Here is a 22498-nt window from a genome sequence, read left to right on the forward strand (position 1 = left end):
TTAGATCACCTCTGCCTTCCCACCGGCAGCCTCAATCTTCTGCTTTGCCGCTTCAGAGAAGGCGGTTGCCTTTACTGTCAAGCTCTTAGTCAGCTTGCCATTCGAAAGGATCTTAATTCCATCAAAGGAATTTTTCACAATGCCTGCGTCAAGCAGCGCCTGAGCGTCAACCACTGCGCCGTTCTCAAAGGATTCCAGTGTACCAACATTAATTGCAACAATCTCTTTTGCAAAAATGTTGACAAAGCCTCTTTTAGGAATTCGTCTTTGCAGAGGCATCTGTCCGCCTTCAAACCCGGCTCTAAAACCGCGGCCGGCTCTGGCCTTCTGGCCCTTATGGCCTTTGCCAGAGGTTTTGCCCCAGCCGGAACCATGTCCTCTGCCGATCCGACGGGCCTTTTGGGTAGAGCCCGGGACTGCAGATAAGTCATGCAACTTCATTTACTCGCACCTCCTTGCTTACGCTTTGCTTACCTCGATGAGGTGGATAATCTTTGCCACCTTACCTTTGGTCTGTTCGTTGTCAGGCTGCGTGGTGCAATCCCCGATTTTTTTCAGACCAAGGGCCTGAGCGGTTGCAATCTGGTCCTTCTTGCTGCCGATAAGACTTTTTACCAGCTTGATATTAATCTGTGCCATATTGCTGCCCCCTCTGTTACAGAATCTCTTTTGCGGTTTTTCCGCGGGTCTTTGCCACTTCATCGGCTGTGCGCAGCTGGGAAAGTCCCTCGATGGTGGCGCGTACCACGTTGCACGGATTGTTAGAGCGCAGCGCCTTGGTACGAATATCTTTAATGCCTGCAGCTTCCACAACGGCACGAACCGCGCCGCCGGCAATCACGCCGGTACCGGGTGCTGCGGGTTTCATCAAAACACGGCCTGCGCCATAAGCGCCAATCGCCTCGTGAGGGATGGTGCTGCCGCGCAGGGAAACCTTAATCAGGTTTTTCTTGGCGTCTTCGATTCCTTTGCGAATGGAATCCGGAACTTCACCTGCTTTTCCGATGCCGAAACCAACAGTGCCATTTCCGTCGCCCACAACAACCAGTGCTGCAAACTTGAAGATACGACCGCCTTTAACTGTTTTAGAAACGCGGTTAATTGCAACTACGCGTTCTTTCAAATCCATAGTAGATGCGTCAATTCTAGCCAAAAGTATTCCTCCTTCTCTTAGAACTTGAGGCCGCCCTCGCGGGCGCCTTCGGCCAGCTCTTTGACGCGGCCGTGGAAAATATAACCGCCGCGGTCAAATACGACCTCGGTGATTCCCTTCTCAGCCGCGCGCTTAGCGATCAGCTCGCCAACCTTTTTCGCAGCATCCTTGTTTCCGCCATTGCCAGTGAACTCTTTGTCCAGCGTGGAAGCTGCCGCGAGAGTAACCCCCGCAACATCGTCGATGACCTGGGCGTAGATGTTTTTGGCGGAGCGGAATACATTCAGGCGCGGGCGCTCTGCAGTGCCCGAAACCTTGCCGCGCACCCTGCGGTGACGGTTCAGCCTGGCTTTATTGTTATCAGCCTTGTTCACCATATTGATTCACTCTCCTTCATTTACTTCTTAGAGCCCTTGCCGGCCTTACCTTCCTTGCGGCGGACATATTCGCCAGTATAGCGGATACCCTTGCCCTTATACGGCTCCGGCGGACGTTTCTCGCGCACTTCGGCGGCAAACTGTCCAACCTTCTGCTTGTCGGTACCCAAAATAATAATTTTGTTGGGCGACGGGACCTCTATTTTGATATCGTCGTTTTCAGACATGATAACCTGATGGGAATACCCCAGGTTCATGACCAAATCTTTGCCCTGCTTCTGCACACGGTAACCAACACCCAGAACATCCAGCTCCTTTTTGAAGCCTTCTGTCACGCCGACCACCATATTGCTCAGCAGTGTACGGGTCAGGCCGTGCAGAGCACGGTTATCTTTGTCGTCATTGGGGCGGGTAACCAACAGTTCGGCACCTTCCATGGTAATAGCCATGTTCGGGTGGAACGACTGAGTCAATGTACCTCTAGTGCCCTTAACGGTTACAACGTTGCCATCGATTTTCACATCGACGCCAGCGGGAATATTTATGGGTTTTCTTCCAATTCGCGACATAATAGCACCCCCTTGTTTACCAAATAAACGCCAGAACTTCGCCGCCAACATTCTCCTTGCGTGCCTGACGATCTGTCATGACGCCTTTGGAGGTGGAAATGACCGCGATGCCAAGGCCTTTTAAAACCCTCGGCAGCTCTTCTGCGTTGGAATAGATGCGCAGACCGGGTTTCGAAACCCTGCGCAGTCCTTTAATGACGGGGGTTTTGCCCTCGCCGTATTTCAGATTCACTTTCAGAATGCCCTGCTTGCCGTCTTCGATCACCGTATAATTCTTTACATACCCTTCTTCAACCAGAATCTTTACAATCGATTCTTTCATGTTGCTTTTGGGGATCTCAACGGAATCGTGCTTGGCAGAATTCGCGTTGCGAATACGGGTGAGCAAATCAGCAATTGTATCTGTAATCTGCATACCGTTACCTCCTTTGCTTTACCAGCTGGCTTTTTTCACGCCCGGGATCTCACCCTTATGGGCAAGCTCACGGAAGCATATACGGCAAACCCCGAACTTACGGAGATAAGCATGCGGCCGGCCGCAAATTTTGCAGCGGTTATGCTCTCTGGAGGAAAACTTCGCCTTCCTCTGCTGTTTGATCTTCATAGATGTTTTGGCCACAATAATCCCTCCTTATCTCGCAAACGGAGCGCCCATCAGTGTGAGCAACTCACGGGCTTCCTCGTCGGTTTTTGCGGTTGTGACAAAGCAGATATCCATACCGCGCACTTTGTCAACCTTGTCATACTCAATTTCAGGGAAAATAAGCTGCTCTTTAATTCCCATGTTGTAGTTGCCGCGTCCGTCAAAGGAATTGGGGTTAATGCCTCTAAAGTCTCTGACGCGGGGCAATGCGATGTTAAAGAAGCGATCGATGAATTCATACATGTTCTCGCCTCTGAGCGTAACCTTAACACCAATGTTCATACCTTCACGCAGCTTAAAGTTCGCAACGGATTTTTTCGCTTTGCAAATCTGGGGCTTTTGGCCGGTAATCGTAGCAATGTCAGCTACGATGGCGTCGATTACCTTAGCATTATCTCTAGCTTCACCGGCACCCACATTGATGACAATTTTTTCAAGCTTCGGAATCTGCATCACGCTGTCATAAGAAAACTTCTTCATCAGCGCGGGCGAGACCTCCTGCTTGTAGAACTCCTTCAGTCTGGCCATGTGTATCTTCCTCCCTTACAGCGACTCGCCGCATTTTTTGCAGATGCGGTCTTTGGTGCCGTCCTCATAGAGCTTATGCGCAACACGAGTGGGCTTTCCGCAGCGGGGGCACACGATTTGAACCTTGCAGGCGTACAAAGCGCCCTCGGCCTTGACGATCCCGCCCGGGGCACCCATCTTACGGGGCTTCACATGCTTTGTAACCATGTTGCGGCCCTCAATGATGACCTTTCCCTCTTTGGGGCTGACCGCCAGGATCTTGCCCTTTTTGCCGCGCTCTTTGCCGCTCAAAATGATGACGGTGTCACCAGTTTTTACATGAACTTTGTTATTCATTAGTGAACACCTCCAATCAAAGTACTTCCGGGGCAAGGCTTAAAATCTTCAAATAATCCTTATCGCGCAGCTCTCTGGCAACCGGCCCAAAAATACGCGTACCCCTGGGGTTTTTGTCGTCCTTAATAATAACCGCCGCATTCTCATCAAAGCGGATATAAGTTCCGTCCTGGCGGCGAACGCCAAAAGCGGTACGAACAATAACCGCCTTAACAACGTCGCCTTTTTTAACAACGCCGCCGGGTGCTGCTTTTTTGACCGAAGCTACCACAACGTCGCCAATATTGGCATACCTCCTGCCTGTGCCGCCCAGAACACGAATGCACATAAGCTCTTTCGCGCCCGTGTTGTCGGCAACCTTGAGGTAAGTCTGCTGTTGTATCACAGTGCGTTCCTCCTTTGCTGAAAGCTACCTTATTTGGCTTTCTCTATAATCTCGACAAGACGCCATCTTTTTTCTTTGGAAAGGGGACGGGTCTCCATCACACGCACACGGTCACCTATGGAGCATTCATTGTTTTCGTCATGAACCTTCAGCTTAACGGTACGCTTGATAATTTTTTTGTAAAGCGGGTGCTTCACGCTGTCCTGGATAGCGACAACGGCAGTTTTGTCCATCTTATTGCTGACGACCTTACCGACGTTGGTTTTTCTCATATTTCTGTCACTCACAGCTTAATCCTCCCTTCCCTTACGCTTTCGCGCTGTTCTTCAGCTCATTGTCACGCAACACAGTCTTGATACGGGCAATGTCTTTTTTAACAGCGGAAATTCGCATCGGGTTGTCAAGCTGATTAATAGCAAGCTGAAAACGCAGGTTGAAAAGTTCTTCTTTCAGATCCTTCAGCTTGCTCTGCAGCTCTTCTGTTGTCAACTCTCTAATCTCTGCGGCCTTCATGATTGCTCACCACCCGTTTCTTCCTTCTTGACAAACTTGCACTTAACCGGCAGCTTGTTCGCAGCAAGGCGCATCGCCTCTCTGGCAGCCTCTTCGGGCACACCAGCAATTTCAAACATAATTCTGCCGGGCTTAACCACGGCTACCCAATATTCAGGTGCGCCTTTACCTTTACCCATGCGGGTTTCGGCAGGTTTTTTGGTAATCGGCTTGTCAGGGAAAATCTTAATCCAAACTTTACCGAATCTTTTTGTATAACGGGTCATGGCGATACGGGCAGCCTCAATCTGATTGGCAGTAATCCATGCCGGCTCAAGTGACTGCAAGCCGAACTCGCCGTATGTGACCTTGTTTCCGCGGTGCGCTGTGCCGGTCATACGGCCACGGTGAACCCTGCGGTATTTTACGCGTTTAGGCAGCAACATTATTTATTGCCTCCTTCCCTCTTGGGTTTGCGGTTATCGTGCAAAACCTCTCCCCTGTAAATCCAAACCTTTACGCCAATACGGCCATAGGTGGTGGCAGCCTCGGCGAAACCGTAATCAATGTCGGCACGAATGGTCTGCAGCGGGATGGTACCCTCATGATAATGCTCGGTACGGGCAATTTCAGCTCCGCCCAAACGGCCGGAAACCTGAGTCTTAATACCCTTGGCGCCCAATTTCATGGAACGGCCGATGCACTGCTTCATAGCGCGGCGGAAAGAAATTCTCTTTTCCAACTGCTGGGCAATGTTTTCGGCAACCAGCTGTGCATTTAAATCGGGGGATTTAACCTCCACGATATTGATGGATACCGGCTTATTCAGCATTTTTTCGCACTGCACACGAAGCTTCTCAATTTCAGAGCCGCCCTTGCCAATGACCATGCCAGGCTTGGCGCAGTGGATATGAACACGAACCTTAGAGGCATCGCGCTCGATCTCGATTTTCGGAACACCCGCGGCTGTAAGCTGCTTTTTCAGCGTCTTGCGCAGGTTGTAATCCTCAACCAGGGTGTCGCCAAAGACATTGTCTTTTGCGAACCAACGGGAATCCCAATCTTTAATTACGCCCACACGAAAGCCGTGGGGATTGATTTTCTGGCCCATAGTTTACCTCCTCCGCTATTCTTTTTCCTTGAGCACGAGGGTTACGTGCGAAGTTCTTTTCAAAATTCTGAACGCGCGACCCTGCGCTCTGGGACGAATGCGCTTGAGGATCGGACCAGGGCTGACGAAGCATTCTGCAACGTACAGTCTGGAAACGTCCATGTTATGGTTATTCTCAGCATTTGCCATGGCCGACTTCAGCAGTTTCTGAAGATCTTCACAGGCGGCCTTTGGGGTATGCTTCAGGATAGCCATAGCAAGGTCTGTGTCCTTGCCACGGATCAAATCCAGCACAATTGACACCTTGCGGGGAGAAATACGGGCGTATTTCAAATAAGCCCTTGCTTCCATTGTATACACTCCTTTCGGCCTTTATCTGGTAGTTTTGGATCCGGCGTGACCTTTAAAGGTTCTGGTGGGGGCAAACTCACCGAGCTTGTGCCCAACCATATCTTCGGTAACATAAACCGGAACATGCTTGCGGCCGTCGTGGACGGCTATGGTATGACCGACAAAATCCGGGAAAATAATCGAAGCCCTGCTCCAGGTCTTAACGATTTTCTTTTCGCCAGCTGCGTTCATCTCTTGGATCCTCTTAAGCAGCACAGGCTGAACGTAAGGACCCTTTTTCACACTTCTGCTCATCAGTTAAGCTCCTTTCTGTCCGCCTTACTTGCTGTTTCTGCGCTTCACGATAAACTTATCGGAACGGTTCTTCTTAGAACGAGTCTTGTAACCCAGAGCCGGCTTACCCCAAGGAGTAACAGGACCGGGACGACCGATGGGGGCTTTACCCTCACCACCACCATGCGGGTGATCATTCGGGTTCATAACAGAACCGCGAACCGTGGGACGCCAGCCCATGTGGCGTTTGCGTCCGGCTTTACCGATTTTCATGTTCTCGTGATCCACATTGCTGACCTGGCCGATTGTAGCCATGCACAGCTGAGATACGTTGCGCAGCTCACCAGAGGGAAGACGCAGCAGAGCCATTCCATTTTCCTTCGCCATCAACTGTGCCTGGTTACCTGCAGAACGAGCCAGCTGGCCGCCCTTGCCGGGGTACAGTTCCACGTTGTGGATGAAGGTACCGGTGGGGATGCTGTGAAGGGGCAGCGCGTTGCCGGGTTTAATGTCGGCTCCGGTGCCAGAAACAACCTTATCGCCGACCTTCAGGCCATGAGGCGCCAGGATGTAGCTCTTCTGTCCATCCTCATACTGAATCAGAGCAATAAAAGCGGAACGGTTGGGATCGTACTCTAAAGTGAGAACGGTCGCCGGCATGTCTGCCTTCTGTCTCTTAAAATCGATGAGGCGATACTTTTTACGGTTTCCGCCGCCGCGGTGGCGAACCGTGATTCTGCCGTAGCTGTTGCGGCCGGATTTTTTATTAAGAGGTGCCAGCAGGCTCTTTTCGGGGCCTGTCTTTGACAACTGGGAATAATCAGTAACAGACATGCCGCGGCGACCCGCAGTAGTCGGTTTATAATTAATAATAGGCATTCGGTTTCACACTCCTTGTTGTGGCTTTGCGGGAACTTGCCCAGTCCCCATACTTTGCCCCTGCCTCAGGATTGGCAGGAAATTACATCATACCCTCAAAGAATTCGATTCCTTTGCTGTCGGGGGTCAAGGTAACAACAGCCTTTTTCCAAGCTGCGGTATAGCCCTGGGTTCTTCCCTGACGGCGCAGATGACCTCTGACATGCAGGGTATTCACCTTTGCAACTTTTACTTTGAAAAGTTCTTCGATAGCGCTCGCGATCTGAATTTTGTTCGCATCACGGGCAACCTCAAAGGTGTACTTTTTGGCGCCGATGGCGCTCATGCTTTTTTCAGTAATGATCGGGCGGATGACAATATCATGTGCAGTCATTACGCATACACCTCCTCGATCTTAGCTACGGCATCCTTGAGCACGATGAACTTATCGGCATTCAGGATATCGTACACACTCAGCGTATTAACCGTGGCTGTTTTCACGCCGGGCAGGTTGCTGGCCGAAGCGATAACCTTCTTATTCTCCTCGGGGAGAACGATAAGGGCCTTCTTCTCAGCGCCCAGGTCTTTCAGCATAGCCACAATTACCTTGGTCTTGTATTCGTCCATGTTAATCTGATCCAGTACGATGATCTCGTTGTCAACCACCTTGCTGGAGAAAGCGGATTTCATGGCAAGACGGCGAACCTTCTTGTTCACGGTATATCTGTAGTCGCGGGGCTTCGGGGCAAACACGACGCCGCCGTGTCTCCACTGGGGAGCGCGGATGGAGCCTTGTCTTGCGTGTCCTGTGCCCTTCTGACGCCAGGGCTTTCTGCCGCCGCCGGCAACCTCAGCACGAGTCAGTGCGGACTGTGTGCCCTGACGCTGATTTGCCAGATAGTTTTTAACCATCTCGTGCATTACAGCGACATTGGGTTCAATTCCAAATACAGCTTCGGAAAGTTCAATCTGTCCGACTTCTTTTCCGGCCATATCAAGTACTGCTACTTTAGGCATTCCTAATTCCTCCTTCCCTTACGCCTTTACGCTGTCGCGGATTACAACAGTGCCGCCGTTGGGACCAGGGACAGCCCCTTTAATGGCGATCAGGTTGTTTTCAGCATCCACCTTAACAACGGTTAAATTCTGTACAGTCACCTTTTCAGCGCCCATGTGTCCGGCCATCTTCATGCCCTTAAACACACGGGAGGGGCTGGAGCAGGCGCCGGTGGAACCGCCGTGTCTTGCAACAGGGCCGGTACCATGGGATTCCTTCAGTCTGCCGAAGTTCCAGCGTTTAATCACGCCGGCGTATCCCTTACCTTTGCTGGTGCCGCTTACATCGACCTTGTCCCCTTTTTCGAAGACATCAGCCTTAATCAGGTCGCCCACGTTGTAAGCATCCGGGTTGGAGAGTTTAAACTCTCTCAAAGTTCTTTTGGGGGCTACGTCCGCTTTTGCGAAGTGTCCCGCCAGGGGTTTGTTCACCCGGCTCAGTTTCAGATCGCCGAAGCCGACCTGAATTGCAGCATAACCATCGTTTTCCACAGTCTTTTTCTGCGCTACTACGCAGGGACCGGCTTCCACGACAGTAACAGGGATGACATTGCCCTTTTCATCGAAGATCTGCGTCATGCCGATCTTCTTGCCAATGATTGCCTTTTGCATTATTTTACCTCCAATGCAGGTTATTGGTTGGCACTATGCCAACATGACCCCAGCCGCTCGGTTGGTCGATTTAGAGTTTAATCTCAATCTCGACGCCCGCGGGAAGTTCCAAGCCCATCATCGCCTCAACAGTTTTGTTAGAGGGTCTGAGGATGTCGATAAGTCTTTTGTGAGTTCTCATCTCAAACTGCTCACGGCTGTCCTTGTACTTATGAACAGCGCGCAGGACGGTAACAATCTGCTTCTCGGTGGGCAGCGGAACAGGCCCGGACACTCTTGCTCCGGTACGCTTCGCTGTTGCCACGATTTTCTCAGCGGACTGATCTACCAACTGATGATCATACCCCTTGATTCTTATCCTGATTTTTTCTTTGACTGCCACTTTGAATCGCCTCCTTCTTGTAGTTGGCGGGCGGCGTTTTTTAAAACCTAACACTGTGCCGGGTGTTTCACCTAAGAACACTAAAAACCGGATTGACTTCTTTACGAAGTTAATCCGGGTAAAGGCATAAAAAACGTCTGGGCGCACAAAGGCATAACTTCAGCCTCGGCAGTCCCAAAATATCTGTCGCCCGGTTTAAAATCGGACATACTCCACGGAAAAACCGGCAAAACTGCCGCAACCTCCCGCTTCATCGCATATCTGTCGCAGTCACGCTCAATTATATTACCATATTGGCACTTAGAACGCAAGAGTTATTTTCTCTTTTCTGCAAGAAAATTTAAAGTTATTTTTATTAAACAGTAACAAAATCCAAATATTTCCTATTTGCTACGCATTTACTGCAAGATCTGCCTCTTCCAAAGGATCCACTTCCAGCTGTAAGAAGGGTTTCATCTCCCAATAAGGAACCACAATCTGATAAAAATCGCCTTGGGAATACGAAAGCGGAATCGCAAATCCAACTCCGTCCGGCGTCATATAAACTGAAGTATCTGCCTTTTTCTGCTGAATAGATTCCGTAGGCAGCGCACTGACAATATCCGGCGGCGCATTGTCTCTGACCGCCTCCCAGATCACTTCATACAAATCTTCGTCCTCTTTCAGCATGTCCGAAACCGCCAACTCTTTGCCGGAACGCAAATCGAAATTCACAGAGTGGGTCATCCGGTCCGGGTGAGAAGCATCTGATCGTTCATATGAGGTAATAAACAACACACTGACAAAATCGCCGCTTTGTCGGGTGAGTTCATATTCCGTACTGATATTGATCTGTACTAGCTGTTTGCTGGAAGCATCCACTTCCGATTCATACCCGTTTTGCTCCACATCCCGCATCGCAGCTTGTTTCGCCGCCGCGTTGAGCAAATCTGCATTGCGCAGCCCTAAAAACACAGGGTAGCTGACCGCGTAATTCTTGCCGTTCTGCCGGAAGGTGAAAAGTTCCCGTTTAACCGCCGCGGTGGATACTTGTTCCGACTCATCCGGCTGGGAAGAAGATGTCAGATCAGAATCACTGGAAGATTCCGGTTGGGAAGAAACCGGAGCAGAGGACTCTTCTGAGGACACCGCCGAACTGTGGGAAGTATCTCTTGAGCACCCCCCAAAAGACAGCAACAGGGCAGCCACCGCCACTCCCGCCAAAAACAGCTGCTTCATTGTCATTCCGCCTTTCTTCTGGACCTTTTGTGTTTCCGGCCGAACCGGCCTATTTGGTGGGAAGCAAAAAGATTTGCAAAAAAGAGAGCAACGCGATAGAACACACCACAAAAGCCACGCAAAGTATTTTCATCTATTATAATCGACGTCACACCACTGTCACAACCAATGATATCGTCATCCTCGTCATCTGCTTCATTATCATCTGCTTCCACGGCCTCTTGATACCAGCCCCAGCCGGTAAAGCCCGCGGCAGCCACAAACCAAACTGCAAGAAGAGTAAATACTGTTCCCAACTTTTTCATAGCATTCTCCCTTTTTGTTTCGCTATTCCCAACTGCTATAAATCAAATTTACAAAACAGAAAAAAGGGAAAAGGGATGGCAGGCATCCTCTTTCCCCTTTTCGCATTCATTTCACATCGGCCTTGTTCGTCCGGCCAGGCAAAACAATTTAATAGGCTTTTCCCCAATAAACCATCGCCTTGGCCTTCTGCCCGCAGCAGACACAGGTCTCCGTAATCTGTTCCTGCTCAAAGGGCATGCAGCGAGAAGTCACTCCGGCTAATTCCTTCAGTTTTTCCTCGCACTCCTGGCTACCACACCACATGGCTTTAATAAAGCCCGGTTCGGAATCCGCCACCGCACGGAACTCATCCAATGTTGTTGCTGTATGCGTCATGCATTCCCGGCGTTTCAGCGCCGCGTCATACATGCCCCGGCGCACAATGTCCAGCTGTTCCAACACAGCCTTCTCCAAATCCGCCAAAGAAACAAAGCTCTTTTCCCTGTCGGTTCTGCGCACCAATACACACTGCTCTTTTTCTATATCCTTGGGCCCGATCTCCAAACGGATCGGCACCCCTTTCATTTCGTACTGAGCAAATTTCCAGCCCGGCGACTGATCACTGTCATCTACCAAAACACGGCAGACTTTTTTAAGCCTTTGTTCCAGCTCTCTGGCCTTTTCCAGAACGCCTTCCTTATGCTGTGCAACCGGAACAATCACAACCTGAATAGGTGCAACCGCTGGCGGCAGAATCAATCCATCATTGTCACCGTGGGTCATAATAATGCCCCCGATAATCCGTGTGCTCAGGCCCCAAGAGGTCTGATACGGATGACAAACGGAATTGTCTCTGCCCTGGAAAGTAATATCGAAAGCCTTCGCAAATCCATCGCCAAAATAATGACTGGTACCAGACTGTAACGCCTTGCCATCATGCATCATGGCCTCTATGGTATACGTCATTTCAGCGCCGGCGAATTTTTCCTTATCGGTTTTTCGCCCTTTAATAACCGGAATCGCAAGCTCCTTCTCACAAAGCTCCGCATACACCTCAAGCATCTGCTCGGTTTCAGCCTTAGCCTCTTCCGGCGTTTCATGCATGGTGTGTCCTTCCTGCCAGTGGAATTCCACCGAGCGCAGGAACGGCCGCGTTGTTTTTTCCCAGCGAACCACAGAACACCACTGGTTGTAAAGCTTTGGCAGGTCGCGCCAGGACTGGATTTTTCGCGCATAATAATCACAGAATAAAGTCTCTGAAGTGGGGCGCACGCACAAACGCTCCTGCAATTCCTCGCTGCCGCCATGGGTAACCCAGGCAACTTCGGGAGCAAAGCCTTCTACGTGATCCTTTTCCTTTTGCAGCAGGCTTTCGGGAATAAACATCGGCATCGATACATTCTGATGCCCCAACTCCTTAAACCGTCTGTCCAGACTATCTCTGATGTTCTCCCAAAGAGCCCAGCCATAGGGTTCAATCACCATACAGCCACGCACGCTGGAATAATCCATCAGCTCTGCTTTTTTTACAATATCAGTATACCATCTGGCAAAGTCTTCCTCCATAGGAGTAATGGCTTCCACCAGTTTCTTTTGTCCGGCCATGCTTTTATTTGCTCCTTAAAATTACGATTGCTATTTCTGCTTCTTGGCGCCTGTAACCTTATCCAAAAGGACAATCAAAGCGTAAATAAGCACCATTACGATAAAGATACCGAGCATTCCTTTGCCCATCAGCTCAAGAGAGTGGTTAATATCCTCGGTTTGTACCGAGCCCATGACGCTCTGAAAGGCAATTGCTAATGTTGTCAAATTCATGATAAACCCCCTCCTTTAAGCCAAAAATACTTTTGCCAAAGACAGAATGATACCGCCGGCTACAACGGAACCAATCTGACCAGCAACGTTTGCACCAACAGCGTGCATCAGCAAGTGGTTCTGATTGTCCTCTTTCAGAGCCATCTTCTGGATAACACGAGCGGACATCGGGAACGCAGAGATGCCGGCGCCGCCGACCATCGGGTTGATTTTCTTCTCCTTCGGCAGGAAGATGTTGAGGATTTTTGCAAACACAACACCACCAATGGTATCGAAAACGAACGCGAACAGTCCCAGAGCCATAACAATCAGTGTGCCCCAGTTCAAGAAGCGGTCTGCCTGCATGGTGAAAGCAATGGTGATACCAAGGAAGATGGTAATCAGGTTTGCCAGCGGGCCCTGAGCTGTCTGAGACAGGCTCTCAAGACGGCCGCTCTCACGAATCAGGTTACCGAACATCAAGAAGCCTACCAGCGCTACAGAATCAGGAGCAATCATGCCCGCAATCAATGTAACGATAACAGGGAACAAAATCTTAGTGGTCTTAGTAACAGACTTGGGGTTGTAGGGCATGCGAATCATGCGCTCTTTCTTGCTGGTAACAGCTTTGATTGCCAAGGGCTGAATAATTGGTACCAAAGCCATGTACGAATAGGCCGCCACAGCAATAGCACCCATGTACTCACTCTGCAGCTGCTGAGAAACCAGAATAGAAGTCGGGCCGTCGGCTGCGCCGATAACACCGATACTCATGGCATCCTTCAGCGGGAAGCCCAACAGAACTGCCAACACAACAGTCAGGAAGATACCGAACTGTGCCGCGCCACCAAACAGCAGCATGCGGGGGTTAGACAGCAAGGGTCCAAAGTCGATCATTGCGCCGATACCTACGAACAGCAGAAGCGGGAACGCTTCGGATGTAGCGATACCAACATTAAACAGCCAGGTTACAATACCTTCGGTCTGCTCGTCACCAATAACGCCCGGAAGGGGCAAGTTAACCAGGATAGCACCAAAGCCCATGGGGAGCAGCAGTGCAGGTTCAAAGTCTTTTTCGATCGCAAGCCACATCAGCAGTGCTCCAACTGCCCACATGACCAGCATTTTGGGGTTGTCGGCCATAGTTTGTATGCCGTCAACTAAAAAGCTGAATTCATTCAACGATTTTAACTCTCCTTTTGAAATATTTTATTTTCCATGCTAACTTCATACATTATATCGGCTTCCTTTGTGATTTTCAAGTCAATTCCCCAAAAAACTTATAAAAAAACCGCTGTGCCTAGCACAACGGTTTAAATTTTTGGTAAAAATACATTATTATACATTATAATACATGACCATACTATACATGCTATACATGTTCTTCAATGTATTTCACAAGTTCGCCGACTGTTTTAATGTTGTCAATTTCTGTGTCGGGAATCTCAATTTCAAATTCATCTTCAATCGACATCAGCAAATCAACCACATCCAGAGAATCCGCACCCAGATCATCCACTACAGATGTATCTAAAGTAATAGAATCCTCCTCAACATCAAACTGCTCGCTGAGAATCGCCTTTACCTTCTCAAAAACCATCCTATTTCCTCCTTGCCTTTATAAAATAAAAAATGATTGCTTCGGTTTGCAATCAAGAATATTGTATGCTACAATTTCCCTACCCACATATTATTAGCAATCTTTCTCTTTGTCAATAGAAATTATAAGATTCCTGATATATTTCTTTTCAGAGGAGTTTCCATATGAAAAAACATCATTTTGGATTGATTGGATTTCCGGTAACCCACACCATGTCCCCGTTTATTCACGAAGAATTATTTCGTCTTAGCGGACTCGATGCGGAATATACGGTTTTTTCCCTTTCCGCCGAGGAGCTAAGCCAATCCCCAACCCAAGAAAAGCTTCGGGAACTGGACGGTTTTAATGTGACAATTCCTCACAAAAAAGAAGTCATCTCCATTCTGGATCAAATGGATCCCAAATCGGAGCTTTCTTCTTCGGTGAATACCGTGAAAAAAGAAAACGAACGTCTGCTGGGCTACACTACTGATGGTGAAGGTTTTTTGGCCGCGCTGCACGCAGGCGGAATCCAGCCCGGGGGCAAAGCTTTGGTTCTGGGCAGCGGGGGCGTTTCGCGGGTGATGGCCTTTGAATTGGCCGACGCCGCCTATTTTCCCGATTTAACGATTTGTGTGCGGGAAAGCGGACTTTCTTCCGCTCACGCTTTAGCGGAATCTCTTACTGAAAAGCTGAAAAAAGAGCAAAAAATATTTGAGGTTCAGGTCTGTCTTTATGAAGAGCTGAATCCGAAAGAATCTTACGCTTTGGCAGTCAACGGAACTCCGGCGGGAATGCATCCCAACATCCATACCATTCCCCCCATCCCACCGGAATTATTCAAAAACATTCACGCAGTTTTTGATGCCGTTTACAATCCGCAGCACACACCGTTTTTGCAAAAAGCCCGTCAGGCAGGCTGTGTGGCCGTTGGCGGTATGGACATGCTGGTCTGGCAGGCAGCGGCGGCACATAAAATTTGGTACGGCGCACAATTTGATCCCGAACAGATTGCTGAAATCAGCGCCAAGGCAGTTATCGAAATGCAACGCCTGTTCGGCGAACCAAAGGGGTGAGGACAAATGGAGCCTTCCATTGTGCTGTGCGGTTTTATGGGCAGCGGAAAAACCACCGTAGGAAAACAATTAGCTCAAATGAGCAATCGCCAATTTGTGGATTTGGATCAATACATTGAACAAAAGCAGGGACAATCGGTTTCCGATATTTTTCGCTCGGCAGGCGAACCCGGCTTTCGCCAAATGGAAACAGCGGCAGCCCGGGATCTGTCCGGCTCCGGAAACCTGGTCATTGCCACCGGCGGCGGCACGGTGCTAAAAGCAGAAAACATCGATTTGCTTTGCAAAAACGGGGTGATTGTTCTGCTGGACGTTCCTCTCTCCACATTAGAAACCCGGCTGGCACAGGCAACCGACCGGCCGCTTCTTCAGCGGGAAGATAAGTCCGAATTTATGCACCGGCTTTATGAAGAACGCATGCCGTTTTATCGCTCTGCGGCACAAATCTGTGTGGATGCAGACGGGGATCCGCAGAAAATTTCAGAATGCATTTTACAAAAAATAAAAATTTATTTCTCTCAAAAGGCTTGACAAACATTTTTTCATTGTTTATCATGAACCCAAGTTGAAATAAAAGCCGGAGGAACCTTTCTCATGGATTTGATTCGTAACAACGCACGATTTACAAGCTACTTTAGCTATCCCCGCCATTATCTGGTGTGGGATTTTGTTGCGTGCTATGAATGCCATGACTGTTTTTGTCGGCCTAAATTTACTTCTCGCACAGGGTGCCAGATGCATCCCTGACTTTTGCTAGGGTAATTATATTAGGGACGAAGCTGCCGGGCAGCTTCGTCCCTATTTCTTTACCTAAAAACGATACAGGAGGGTTATTTTATGATCATCGTATTAAAACCGGAATGCACGAAGCTTCAGCTGGATCAGTTTGTCGAAAGGCTGCAAAGCCGTTATGATCTTCAGGTAAACACCTGGGTGGGCACGCAAAGAACCGTGCTGGGTCTAATAGGCGACACCTCCAGCGTTGACACGGATTCTCTGTCCGCACAGGATTTCGTAGAAAGCGTCAAGCGCGTACAGGAACCTTATAAAAAGGCCAACCGCAAATTTCACCCGGACAACACCGTAATCACTCTGCCGGGCGGACAGAAAATCGGCGACGGCTCCCTGACTTTGATGGCCGGCCCTTGCTCAGTGGAAGGGGAAGAACAAATCTGCGGCATTGCAGAACAGGTTCAGGCTTCCGGCGCTAAATTCCTGCGCGGCGGCGCATTCAAACCCCGCACCTCTCCCTACTCCTTTCAGGGCATGAAAGCAGAGGGTCTGGAATTGCTGAGCCTTGCCAAAAAGAAAACCGGCCTGCCCATCGTAACTGAAATCATGCGCGTGTCTCATCTGGAACTGTTTGAGGATGTGGACATCATTCAGGTGGGCGCCCGCAATATGCAGAACTTTGAGCTGCTCAAAGAACTGGGAAAAATTGATAAGCCGATTCTGCTCAAGCGTGGGCTTTCCAGCACCATTGAAGAATTGCTGATGAGTGCCGAATACATCATGGCGGGCGGCAATGAGAAAGTCATTCTGTGCGAGCGCGGAATCCGCACTTATGAAACCTACACCCGCAACACGCTGGATATCTCGGCAGTGCCGGTGCTGAAAAAGCTCTCTCATCTGCCTGTTATTGTAGATCCCAGCCACGCCGGCGGAATCGCCTGGCTGGTGGAGCCTTTGGCCCTTGCCGCAGTAGCCGCCGGAGCCGACGGCCTGATGATCGAAGTACACAACGACCCACCCCATGCACTGTCTGACGGTGCCCAGTGCCTCACCCCCAACCAGTTTGATCGCGTGGCTTCGCGTTTGTTTGAAGTGGGAAAAGTCTTCGGCAAAACCCGCTGAACAAATGGCACAACTGCCGCTTTGGGGCAGACAAATCGGGTAAGGAGAGTGTTATAGCTTTGAAGGCAACAGAAACCGCCGCTGTGCAGCAGCCAAAAGAACGAAACATCGTCATTGTTGGTCTGGGGCTGATTGGCGGCTCTTTGGCAAAGGCGATTGCCGCCAAAACCCGTCACCGGGTAACAGGAATTGATAAGAACGCAGACGTAATCCAACAGGCTTTGGACTGCGGTGCAATTTATAAGGAAGCCGATGACAAAGACTTGGAAAATGCAGATATTTTAATTCTGTGCTGCTATCCCCAAGACTGCATCGATTTTATAAAGCAAAAAGGTTCTTTCCTTCGGGGTGCCGTTGTGACAGACACCTGCGGCATAAAAAGCGCCATCTGCCCCCAGCTGACAGAATTGTCCCGGGAATTTGGATTTTCTTTTGTGGGCGGCCACCCCATGGCGGGCACAGAAAGAAACGGATTTTCCGCCAGCGATCCGAATTTGTTTCAAGGGGCCAGCTATCTTTTGGTTCCCTGCGGAGCGCCCGACAGCGCCGTCCATATGGTGGAGGAATTGGCCTTTGACATAGGGGCGGCCCGTACCATCACCACAACGCCAGAGCATCATGACGAAATGATCGCCTTTACCTCTCAGGTTCCTCATGCTTTGGCCTGCGCTTATGTGCTGAGCCCCCTCTGCCCTCAGCATCCCGGCTATTCGGCAGGAAGCTACCGGGATGTGTCCCGGGTAGCCCGCATGAATGAAACTTTGTGGAGCGAACTGTTCTTAGAAAACCAAACACCCCTGACTCGGGAGCTGGACATCCTTATCGGAAATTTGACCCAAATTCGAAACCTAATCTCAGAAAATAATCCAGAAGAACTTCGTGCCTTGCTTCGGCAGGGACGCGAAAGAAAAGAAAGGCTGGGAGAATAATGGAACTCATGATTCAAACCTCAAAACCCTATCAAATCCTCATCCAACGGGGATGTCTGGATCAGGTCGGCCATCACGCATCCCAGCTGTTCCGCGAAAATAGCCGGGCACTCATTGTAACCGACAGCAACGTTGCGCCGCTTTACGCCCAGCGCACAGCTGACTCCTTAAAAGAAGCGGGTTTTCTGCCCGAACTCTTTGTGTTTCCTGCCGGGGAAGAAAGCAAGCGGCTTTCTTCCATCGAACAGATTTATTCCGCCATGGCCGAACACAGCATGACCCGAACCGACTTTATCGTGGCTTTGGGCGGCGGTGTCACCGGGGATATGGCTGGCTTTGCCGCAGCCACCTTTTTGCGGGGCATCGGTTTTCTTCAAATCCCCACTTCTTTGCTGGCACAAATTGATTCTTCTGTGGGCGGAAAAACCGGTGTGGATCTTCCCCAGGGAAAAAATCTGGTAGGCGCCTTTCATCAGCCCCGCATGGTTTTGATTGACCCGAACACCCTTTCCACCCTACCTCCCCGTTTTTTTGCAGACGGCATGGCCGAAGCCATCAAATACGGCTGCATCAAAAGCCGCTCCCTGTTTCAACTGATCGAAGAAAATTCAATGGATCAGGATTCCGAAAAGCTGGAGGAAATGATTTTTCAGTGCATTGACTGGAAGCGCCGGGTGGTGGAAGCCGACGAATTTGACACAGGCGAGCGGATGCTCTTAAATTTCGGGCATACTTTGGGCCACGCGCTGGAACAATACTATTCCTTCGGAAAATTAACTCATGGGGAAGCAGTGGGCATCGGCATGGTATGGATGAGCCGGGCCGGGGAATCCTTAGGGCTTACCAAACCGGGAACTGCAGAGAAAATCAGTCGGGTACTGACACAATACGGCCTGCCGGTAAACGATTCCGCTCCGGCGGAACAACTGGCTGCGGCCGCTTCTATGGATAAAAAAGGAATGGGTGAAACCCTAAACTTGATTCTTCTAAAAGAGATCGGCAGTTCCTTGGTTCACCCCATTCCCAAAAGCAATTTGCTTTCTATTATATATAGAAAGGAGGCGCGGATATGAACCGGGCCATTTTATCCCCTTCCCGCCTTTGCGGCTCAGTGACAGTTCCCCCTTCTAAAAGCGCCGCACACCGGGCAATTCTGTGTGCCGCTTTAGCCAGAGGGAAAAGCCGCCTTTCTAATGTATCGGATTCCGAAGACATTCGGGCAACTTTGGGGGCAATTGAAGCCCTTGGGGTGCAGGTATGCCGGGAAGGGGAAACCCTGTTTTTAGACAGCAGCGGAAAATGGGAGGACGAAGCAGAAATTGACTGCGGAGAATCCGGCTCTACCCTTCGCTTTTTGATTCCCATTTTGGCAGGGCTGGGTGTGGATGCCCGCCTGACCGGCCGGGGCCGCCTGCCTTATCGCCCCTTGGGTACTTATTTGGAATGCCTGCCACCTCACGGCGCTATTTTAAAAACAAAGGGCGGACTTCCGCTCACAATAGACGGCGGCCTGAATCCGGGTGTGTATTCTTTGCCGGGCAACATTAGCTCTCAATTTATTACCGGGCTGCTTTTGGCCTTGCCCCTTCTGCCCGGCGACAGCCGCATTGAGCTGACAACTCCGTTGGAATCAGCGGGATACATCGATTTGACACTGGCGGTTCTACAAAGTTTCGGAGTAACGATTCAGCCCACTGATTCCGGCTGGAATATTCCGGGCTGGCAGCGGTATCAGCCCGGGGAATACACAGTGGAGGGGGACTGGTCACAGGCTGCATTCTTTTTGGCGGCTGGTGCTTTGGGCGGGGAATTATCCATTCACGGCCTTCGCCGGGATTCCGCTCAGGGTGACCGGGAAGCAGCTTCTTTGTTTCGGCAATTCGGCGCACAAATCCGATGGCAGGGGGATGTGCTTCTGGTATCCGGTTCTTCGCTTTGCGGTATTGAAATTGATGCCGCACAGATTCCGGATTTGGTTCCGGTATTGGCAGCAACCGCTGCCTTGGCCAAAGGCCGCACGGTGATTACCGGGGCATCCCGGCTTCGTCTAAAAGAAAGTGATCGGCTCAACGCCATGACAGAAGGGCTCACCGCTTTGGGCGCAAAGGTCACCCAATCTTCCGATGGACTGATCATTGACGGGGCCGAACGCCTCTCAGCAGGAGTCGCTCAGGGCTGCCGCGATCACCGGGTCGTCATGGCTCTTTCCATTGCCGCTCTGCGGGGCGGTGAACCCACTGAAATTACCGACGCCGACAGCATTTCCAAATCCTATCCCAACTTTTTTGCGGAATACAACCGATTAGGGGGAAAAGCCAATGTCATCTAGCTTTGGAGATTCCATTCGCATCAGTATCTTCGGGGAAAGCCATGGGGATGCCATTGGCGTGGTGCTGGATAACCTGCCCGCCGGCGAACCCATTCGGGAAGAAGAAATTGAGCAGCAGATGGCGCGCCGCGCACCGGGACAGGATTCCTCCGCAACACCACGCAAAGAAAGTGACCGGGTGCGCATTGTCAGCGGCCTGCTGAACGGAAAAACCACCGGAGCACCCTTGTGCGGTATGATTGAAAACACCAATACCCGATCTTCTGACTATGAAAACCTGCGTATAACCCCCCGCCCGGGGCATGCGGATTACACCGGATCCATCCGTTACAGCGGGGCCAATGATGTGCGGGGCAGCGGACATTTTTCCGGCCGCCTAACGGCTCCGCTGACATTTGCGGGGGCTGTTTGCCGTCAGATTCTGTTTGCCCGGGGAATCCATATTGGCGCCCATGTGCTTCGCATTGCCTCGGTTGCTGATTCTCCCTTTGATCCGGTTCAAATTCCAGACGAACTGTTAGATCGCCTTTCCACACAGTATTTTTCTCTTATTGATAAAAGCAAAGAAGCCCCCATGCGGCAAGAGATTGAATCTGCCCGTCAGTCAGGGGATAGTGTGGGCGGCATTGTAGAATGTGCCGTTACCGGTTTGCCCTCAGGAATCGGTTCCCCCATGTTTGGGGGAGTAGAAAATGTACTGTCCGGTGTCCTGTTTGGAATTCCGGCGGTAAAAGGCGTGGAATTTGGCGATGGTTTTGCCTGCACCTTTCTGCGGGGCAGCGAAAACAACGATGCCTTTTCCATAGAAAACGGCCGGGTAAAAACCGTAACCAATCATTGCGGGGGCATTTTGGGCGGTATCACCACCGGCATGCCGGTTCTGGTTCGGGCCGCTTTCAAACCGACTCCTTCTATTTCTTTGGAACAAAACACGGTAAATCTTAACGCCATGGAAAAGACAACGCTTTCCATTCACGGGCGGCACGATCCCTGTATTGTGCCCCGAGCTATCCCGGTAGTAGAGTCCGCTGTAGCTTTGGGTCTCATCAACTTAATGGCGGAAAGGGGAAAATTACAATGACATTGGAAGAAATCCGCAAAAAAATTGATGCGATCGATAACCAGCTTCTTCCCCTTTTAACTGCACGGCTGGACTGTGCCCAACAGGTTGCTGCCATCAAAAAAGAGTCTGGCGGGCCGGTTTTAAATCCACAGCGGGAACAAGAGATTTTGGATCGCATGGAAACCCGATCCGAAAAGTACGGCAAAGAGATTCGTATGCTCTACACCGCCTTTATGGAATCCAGTCGGGCAATTCAGCATCAGATTTTGGGAAGCGGCGAAGAAATCCGCGCTTTGATTCGTGGTGCATCCCGGGATTTGCCCGACAGCCGTCGCATTGCCTGTCAAGGAGCCGAGCAAGCCTATTCTCATCAGGCGGCACTGCGGCTGTTCCCCCAAGGGCAGCCCACTTTTTACCCGGCATTTGGCGATGTCTTTCAGGCACTGGAAGAACACACGGCAGATTTCGGGATTCTTCCCGTAGAAAACTCTTCTGCCGGTTCGGTATCAGATGTGTATGATCTCATTTTAAAATACCGTTTCTTTATCGTGGCGGCTACCACAGTTCACATCTCGCACTGTCTGGCCGCTCCCCCGGGAATCCGCCGGGAGCAAATCCAAGAGATCTACTCTCATCCTCAAGCGCTGGCGCAATGCGCCGACTTCATTCAAAGTGCCGGGCTGAAAGCCAACCCCTTCAGCAACACGGCAGCGGCAGCCAAAATGGTAGCACAAACAGGCGGAGCCATCGGTGTAATTTGCTCCCAGCAAGCAGCCAAAACCTATGGCCTCGATATTTTGTCTTATGACATCCAAAGCACCCACAATAATTGCACCCGATTTATTGCGGTCTGCCGTAACCCCGTAATCCCACCAAACGCACAAAAAATCAGCTTGTGCTTTTCTTTGCCTCACACCACCGGGTCACTGTCCAGTGTTTTGTCCCGGTTCGCTTTAAACGGACTGAACCTGACGAAAATAGAATCCCGGCCGTTGGCGGATAAAAATTTTGAATACGATTTTTATCTGGATTTTACCGGCAACGTACATCAGCCCAAAACATTGGATTTAATTGCATCTTTACACGAAGAACTGCCCCGATTTTCCTTTTTGGGGAACTATCTGGAACTGGAATAAAATTCCCTATATATAATGAAAAAGGACAGCCCCTCTGTTTTATGGCAATTTGCGCCAATAAGCAGAGGGGCTGTCCTTTTATTTTAGAATGGAAATCAACCTGAGT

General features: G+C 50.4%; 35 protein-coding genes. 8 read left to right on the plus strand and 27 right to left on the minus strand.

What is annotated here, in order from left to right:
* The 27 genes from rplO to acpP all read right to left on the minus strand — a co-directional run bounded on the left by rplO (window position 1) and on the right by acpP (window position 14026).
* Complete coding sequence (gene rplO, locus C1A02_RS06000) at window positions 1–441, minus strand: 50S ribosomal protein L15 (RefSeq protein WP_101697295.1); 441 nt, start codon at window positions 439–441, stop codon at window positions 1–3.
* Between the two features lie 18 nt (window positions 442–459).
* A complete protein-coding gene (rpmD, locus tag C1A02_RS06005) occupies window positions 460–639 on the minus strand; it encodes a 50S ribosomal protein L30 (RefSeq protein WP_101697296.1) in 180 nt (59 codons plus the stop codon).
* A 16-nt stretch (window positions 640–655) separates the two neighbouring features.
* Window positions 656–1153 carry a 30S ribosomal protein S5 gene (gene rpsE, locus C1A02_RS06010; protein WP_101697297.1) on the minus strand — a complete coding sequence of 166 codons (498 nt, stop codon included), beginning with the start codon at window positions 1151–1153 and terminating at the stop codon, window positions 656–658.
* 17 nt (window positions 1154–1170) lie between these two features.
* Entirely contained in the window at window positions 1171–1530 is a 360-nt protein-coding gene (rplR, locus tag C1A02_RS06015; protein WP_101697298.1) for a 50S ribosomal protein L18, read from the minus strand.
* 20 nt (window positions 1531–1550) lie between these two features.
* Window positions 1551–2099 (minus strand): 50S ribosomal protein L6, encoded by a 549-nt coding sequence (gene rplF, locus C1A02_RS06020; protein WP_101697299.1) that lies wholly within the window; start codon window positions 2097–2099, stop codon window positions 1551–1553.
* A gap of 16 nt (window positions 2100–2115) precedes the next feature.
* Window positions 2116–2514 (minus strand): 30S ribosomal protein S8, encoded by a 399-nt coding sequence (gene rpsH / locus C1A02_RS06025; protein WP_101697300.1) that lies wholly within the window; start codon window positions 2512–2514, stop codon window positions 2116–2118.
* Window positions 2515–2532: 18 nt separating this feature from the next.
* The gene (locus C1A02_RS06030) at window positions 2533–2718 is read right to left on the minus strand and encodes a type Z 30S ribosomal protein S14 (RefSeq protein ID WP_101697301.1); all 186 of its coding nucleotides are present in this window, start codon (window positions 2716–2718) and stop codon (window positions 2533–2535) included.
* Window positions 2719–2730: 12 nt separating this feature from the next.
* Window positions 2731–3270, minus strand: a complete 540-nt coding sequence (gene rplE, locus C1A02_RS06035) for a 50S ribosomal protein L5 (RefSeq protein ID WP_101697302.1) — start codon at window positions 3268–3270, stop codon at window positions 2731–2733.
* 15 nt (window positions 3271–3285) lie between these two features.
* Window positions 3286–3606, minus strand: coding sequence for a 50S ribosomal protein L24 (gene rplX / locus C1A02_RS06040; protein WP_101697303.1), 321 nt, complete (start codon window positions 3604–3606; stop codon window positions 3286–3288).
* Between the two features lie 16 nt (window positions 3607–3622).
* Window positions 3623–3991 carry a 50S ribosomal protein L14 gene (gene rplN / locus C1A02_RS06045; RefSeq protein ID WP_101697304.1) on the minus strand — a complete coding sequence of 123 codons (369 nt, stop codon included), beginning with the start codon at window positions 3989–3991 and terminating at the stop codon, window positions 3623–3625.
* Window positions 3992–4020: 29 nt separating this feature from the next.
* Entirely contained in the window at window positions 4021–4278 is a 258-nt protein-coding gene (gene rpsQ / locus C1A02_RS06050; protein ID WP_207204876.1) for a 30S ribosomal protein S17, read from the minus strand.
* Between the two features lie 19 nt (window positions 4279–4297).
* On the minus strand, window positions 4298–4504 hold the full coding sequence (gene rpmC / locus C1A02_RS06055) for a 50S ribosomal protein L29 (RefSeq protein WP_101697305.1): 207 nt from the start codon (window positions 4502–4504) through the stop codon (window positions 4298–4300).
* Complete coding sequence (gene rplP, locus C1A02_RS06060; protein ID WP_101697306.1) at window positions 4501–4929, minus strand: 50S ribosomal protein L16; 429 nt, start codon at window positions 4927–4929, stop codon at window positions 4501–4503. The genes rpmC and rplP overlap by 4 nt, the downstream gene beginning before the upstream one ends.
* Window positions 4929–5594 (minus strand): 30S ribosomal protein S3, encoded by a 666-nt coding sequence (gene rpsC / locus C1A02_RS06065; protein ID WP_101697307.1) that lies wholly within the window; start codon window positions 5592–5594, stop codon window positions 4929–4931. Before rpsC ends, rplP begins: the two co-directional genes overlap by 1 nt.
* Window positions 5595–5609: 15 nt before the next feature.
* Window positions 5610–5945 carry a 50S ribosomal protein L22 gene (gene rplV / locus C1A02_RS06070; protein ID WP_101697308.1) on the minus strand — a complete coding sequence of 112 codons (336 nt, stop codon included), beginning with the start codon at window positions 5943–5945 and terminating at the stop codon, window positions 5610–5612.
* Between the two features lie 21 nt (window positions 5946–5966).
* Window positions 5967–6239 carry a 30S ribosomal protein S19 gene (rpsS, locus tag C1A02_RS06075; protein ID WP_009065752.1) on the minus strand — a complete coding sequence of 91 codons (273 nt, stop codon included), beginning with the start codon at window positions 6237–6239 and terminating at the stop codon, window positions 5967–5969.
* A gap of 24 nt (window positions 6240–6263) precedes the next feature.
* Window positions 6264–7097, minus strand: coding sequence for a 50S ribosomal protein L2 (gene rplB / locus C1A02_RS06080; protein ID WP_101697309.1), 834 nt, complete (start codon window positions 7095–7097; stop codon window positions 6264–6266).
* Window positions 7098–7179: 82 nt separating this feature from the next.
* Entirely contained in the window at window positions 7180–7470 is a 291-nt protein-coding gene (gene rplW / locus C1A02_RS06085; RefSeq protein WP_101697310.1) for a 50S ribosomal protein L23, read from the minus strand.
* On the minus strand, window positions 7470–8093 hold the full coding sequence (gene rplD / locus C1A02_RS06090; protein ID WP_101697311.1) for a 50S ribosomal protein L4: 624 nt from the start codon (window positions 8091–8093) through the stop codon (window positions 7470–7472). Before rplD ends, rplW begins: the two co-directional genes overlap by 1 nt.
* 18 nt (window positions 8094–8111) lie before the next feature.
* Window positions 8112–8744 (minus strand): 50S ribosomal protein L3, encoded by a 633-nt coding sequence (gene rplC / locus C1A02_RS06095; RefSeq protein WP_101697312.1) that lies wholly within the window; start codon window positions 8742–8744, stop codon window positions 8112–8114.
* A 70-nt stretch (window positions 8745–8814) separates the two neighbouring features.
* Entirely contained in the window at window positions 8815–9126 is a 312-nt protein-coding gene (gene rpsJ / locus C1A02_RS06100) for a 30S ribosomal protein S10 (protein WP_101697313.1), read from the minus strand.
* Window positions 9127–9516: 390 nt separating this feature from the next.
* Window positions 9517–10344, minus strand: a complete 828-nt coding sequence (locus C1A02_RS06105; RefSeq protein ID WP_101697314.1) for a hypothetical protein — start codon at window positions 10342–10344, stop codon at window positions 9517–9519.
* A 2-nt stretch (window positions 10345–10346) separates the two neighbouring features.
* A complete protein-coding gene (locus C1A02_RS06110; RefSeq protein WP_101697315.1) occupies window positions 10347–10649 on the minus strand; it encodes a hypothetical protein in 303 nt (100 codons plus the stop codon).
* Window positions 10650–10797: 148 nt separating this feature from the next.
* Window positions 10798–12234 (minus strand): proline--tRNA ligase, encoded by a 1437-nt coding sequence (gene proS, locus C1A02_RS06115; RefSeq protein ID WP_101697316.1) that lies wholly within the window; start codon window positions 12232–12234, stop codon window positions 10798–10800.
* Between the two features lie 30 nt (window positions 12235–12264).
* Window positions 12265–12447 (minus strand): OadG-related small transporter subunit, encoded by a 183-nt coding sequence (locus C1A02_RS06120; RefSeq protein ID WP_101697317.1) that lies wholly within the window; start codon window positions 12445–12447, stop codon window positions 12265–12267.
* A gap of 15 nt (window positions 12448–12462) precedes the next feature.
* The gene (locus C1A02_RS06125) at window positions 12463–13551 is read right to left on the minus strand and encodes a sodium ion-translocating decarboxylase subunit beta (RefSeq protein ID WP_101697502.1); all 1089 of its coding nucleotides are present in this window, start codon (window positions 13549–13551) and stop codon (window positions 12463–12465) included.
* 247 nt (window positions 13552–13798) lie between these two features.
* On the minus strand, window positions 13799–14026 hold the full coding sequence (gene acpP / locus C1A02_RS06130) for an acyl carrier protein (RefSeq protein WP_009065587.1): 228 nt from the start codon (window positions 14024–14026) through the stop codon (window positions 13799–13801).
* Between the two features lie 164 nt (window positions 14027–14190).
* On the opposite strand from acpP, the gene aroE reads away from it, so the two are divergent.
* The 8 genes from aroE to C1A02_RS06170 all read left to right on the plus strand — a co-directional run bounded on the left by aroE (window position 14191) and on the right by C1A02_RS06170 (window position 22392).
* A complete protein-coding gene (gene aroE, locus C1A02_RS06135; RefSeq protein ID WP_101697318.1) occupies window positions 14191–15081 on the plus strand; it encodes a shikimate dehydrogenase in 891 nt (296 codons plus the stop codon).
* 6 nt (window positions 15082–15087) lie between these two features.
* Window positions 15088–15612 (plus strand): shikimate kinase, encoded by a 525-nt coding sequence (locus tag C1A02_RS06140; RefSeq protein WP_101697319.1) that lies wholly within the window; start codon window positions 15088–15090, stop codon window positions 15610–15612.
* A gap of 306 nt (window positions 15613–15918) precedes the next feature.
* Window positions 15919–16935 (plus strand): 3-deoxy-7-phosphoheptulonate synthase, encoded by a 1017-nt coding sequence (gene aroF, locus C1A02_RS06145; protein WP_101697320.1) that lies wholly within the window; start codon window positions 15919–15921, stop codon window positions 16933–16935.
* Window positions 16936–16994: 59 nt separating this feature from the next.
* Window positions 16995–17864 (plus strand): prephenate dehydrogenase, encoded by an 870-nt coding sequence (locus C1A02_RS06150; protein WP_101697321.1) that lies wholly within the window; start codon window positions 16995–16997, stop codon window positions 17862–17864.
* Window positions 17864–18937 carry a 3-dehydroquinate synthase gene (aroB, locus tag C1A02_RS06155; RefSeq protein ID WP_101697322.1) on the plus strand — a complete coding sequence of 358 codons (1074 nt, stop codon included), beginning with the start codon at window positions 17864–17866 and terminating at the stop codon, window positions 18935–18937. Before C1A02_RS06150 ends, aroB begins: the two co-directional genes overlap by 1 nt.
* Window positions 18934–20193, plus strand: a complete 1260-nt coding sequence (gene aroA, locus C1A02_RS06160; protein WP_101697323.1) for a 3-phosphoshikimate 1-carboxyvinyltransferase — start codon at window positions 18934–18936, stop codon at window positions 20191–20193. The genes aroB and aroA overlap by 4 nt, the downstream gene beginning before the upstream one ends.
* On the plus strand, window positions 20183–21274 hold the full coding sequence (gene aroC / locus C1A02_RS06165; RefSeq protein WP_101697324.1) for a chorismate synthase: 1092 nt from the start codon (window positions 20183–20185) through the stop codon (window positions 21272–21274). The genes aroA and aroC overlap by 11 nt, the downstream gene beginning before the upstream one ends.
* On the plus strand, window positions 21271–22392 hold the full coding sequence (locus C1A02_RS06170; RefSeq protein ID WP_101697325.1) for a bifunctional chorismate mutase/prephenate dehydratase: 1122 nt from the start codon (window positions 21271–21273) through the stop codon (window positions 22390–22392). The genes aroC and C1A02_RS06170 overlap by 4 nt, the downstream gene beginning before the upstream one ends.
* Window positions 22393–22498 lie beyond the last annotated feature (106 nt).

The organism is Clostridium minihomine, assembly GCF_900240385.1.
GTDB classification, from domain to species: Bacteria; Bacillota; Clostridia; order Oscillospirales; family Acutalibacteraceae; genus Faecalispora; species Faecalispora minihomine.

What these genes read in the sequence shown, in the direction of transcription:
- rplO (WP_101697295.1), bottom strand. Translation starts at nt 441, where the DNA reads ATGAAGTTGCATGACTTATCTGCAGTCCCGGGCTCTACCCAAAAGGCC.
- rpmD (WP_101697296.1), bottom strand. Translation starts at nt 639, where the DNA reads ATGGCACAGATTAATATCAAGCTGGTAAAAAGTCTTATCGGCAGCAAG.
- rplR (WP_101697298.1), bottom strand. Translation starts at nt 1,530, where the DNA reads ATGGTGAACAAGGCTGATAACAATAAAGCCAGGCTGAACCGTCACCGC.
- rplF (WP_101697299.1), bottom strand. Translation starts at nt 2,099, where the DNA reads ATGTCGCGAATTGGAAGAAAACCCATAAATATTCCCGCTGGCGTCGAT.
- rpsH (WP_101697300.1), bottom strand. Translation starts at nt 2,514, where the DNA reads ATGCAGATTACAGATACAATTGCTGATTTGCTCACCCGTATTCGCAAC.
- rplE (WP_101697302.1), bottom strand. Translation starts at nt 3,270, where the DNA reads ATGGCCAGACTGAAGGAGTTCTACAAGCAGGAGGTCTCGCCCGCGCTG.
- rplX (WP_101697303.1), bottom strand. Translation starts at nt 3,606, where the DNA reads ATGAATAACAAAGTTCATGTAAAAACTGGTGACACCGTCATCATTTTG.
- rpmC (WP_101697305.1), bottom strand. Translation starts at nt 4,504, where the DNA reads ATGAAGGCCGCAGAGATTAGAGAGTTGACAACAGAAGAGCTGCAGAGC.
- rplP (WP_101697306.1), bottom strand. Translation starts at nt 4,929, where the DNA reads ATGTTGCTGCCTAAACGCGTAAAATACCGCAGGGTTCACCGTGGCCGT.
- rpsC (WP_101697307.1), bottom strand. Translation starts at nt 5,594, where the DNA reads ATGGGCCAGAAAATCAATCCCCACGGCTTTCGTGTGGGCGTAATTAAA.
- rplV (WP_101697308.1), bottom strand. Translation starts at nt 5,945, where the DNA reads ATGGAAGCAAGGGCTTATTTGAAATACGCCCGTATTTCTCCCCGCAAG.
- rpsS (WP_009065752.1), bottom strand. Translation starts at nt 6,239, where the DNA reads ATGAGCAGAAGTGTGAAAAAGGGTCCTTACGTTCAGCCTGTGCTGCTT.
- rplB (WP_101697309.1), bottom strand. Translation starts at nt 7,097, where the DNA reads ATGCCTATTATTAATTATAAACCGACTACTGCGGGTCGCCGCGGCATG.
- rplW (WP_101697310.1), bottom strand. Translation starts at nt 7,470, where the DNA reads ATGACTGCACATGATATTGTCATCCGCCCGATCATTACTGAAAAAAGC.
- rplD (WP_101697311.1), bottom strand. Translation starts at nt 8,093, where the DNA reads ATGCCTAAAGTAGCAGTACTTGATATGGCCGGAAAAGAAGTCGGACAG.
- rplC (WP_101697312.1), bottom strand. Translation starts at nt 8,744, where the DNA reads ATGCAAAAGGCAATCATTGGCAAGAAGATCGGCATGACGCAGATCTTC.
- C1A02_RS06105 (WP_101697314.1), bottom strand. Translation starts at nt 10,344, where the DNA reads ATGAAGCAGCTGTTTTTGGCGGGAGTGGCGGTGGCTGCCCTGTTGCTG.
- C1A02_RS06110 (WP_101697315.1), bottom strand. Translation starts at nt 10,649, where the DNA reads ATGAAAAAGTTGGGAACAGTATTTACTCTTCTTGCAGTTTGGTTTGTG.
- proS (WP_101697316.1), bottom strand. Translation starts at nt 12,234, where the DNA reads ATGGCCGGACAAAAGAAACTGGTGGAAGCCATTACTCCTATGGAGGAA.
- C1A02_RS06120 (WP_101697317.1), bottom strand. Translation starts at nt 12,447, where the DNA reads ATGAATTTGACAACATTAGCAATTGCCTTTCAGAGCGTCATGGGCTCG.
- C1A02_RS06125 (WP_101697502.1), bottom strand. Translation starts at nt 13,551, where the DNA reads ATGCTGGTCATGTGGGCAGTTGGAGCACTGCTGATGTGGCTTGCGATC.
- acpP (WP_009065587.1), bottom strand. Translation starts at nt 14,026, where the DNA reads ATGGTTTTTGAGAAGGTAAAGGCGATTCTCAGCGAGCAGTTTGATGTT.
- aroE (WP_101697318.1), top strand. Translation starts at nt 14,191, where the DNA reads ATGAAAAAACATCATTTTGGATTGATTGGATTTCCGGTAACCCACACC.
- C1A02_RS06140 (WP_101697319.1), top strand. Translation starts at nt 15,088, where the DNA reads ATGGAGCCTTCCATTGTGCTGTGCGGTTTTATGGGCAGCGGAAAAACC.
- aroF (WP_101697320.1), top strand. Translation starts at nt 15,919, where the DNA reads ATGATCATCGTATTAAAACCGGAATGCACGAAGCTTCAGCTGGATCAG.
- aroB (WP_101697322.1), top strand. Translation starts at nt 17,864, where the DNA reads ATGGAACTCATGATTCAAACCTCAAAACCCTATCAAATCCTCATCCAA.
- aroA (WP_101697323.1), top strand. Translation starts at nt 18,934, where the DNA reads ATGAACCGGGCCATTTTATCCCCTTCCCGCCTTTGCGGCTCAGTGACA.
- aroC (WP_101697324.1), top strand. Translation starts at nt 20,183, where the DNA reads ATGTCATCTAGCTTTGGAGATTCCATTCGCATCAGTATCTTCGGGGAA.
- C1A02_RS06170 (WP_101697325.1), top strand. Translation starts at nt 21,271, where the DNA reads ATGACATTGGAAGAAATCCGCAAAAAAATTGATGCGATCGATAACCAG.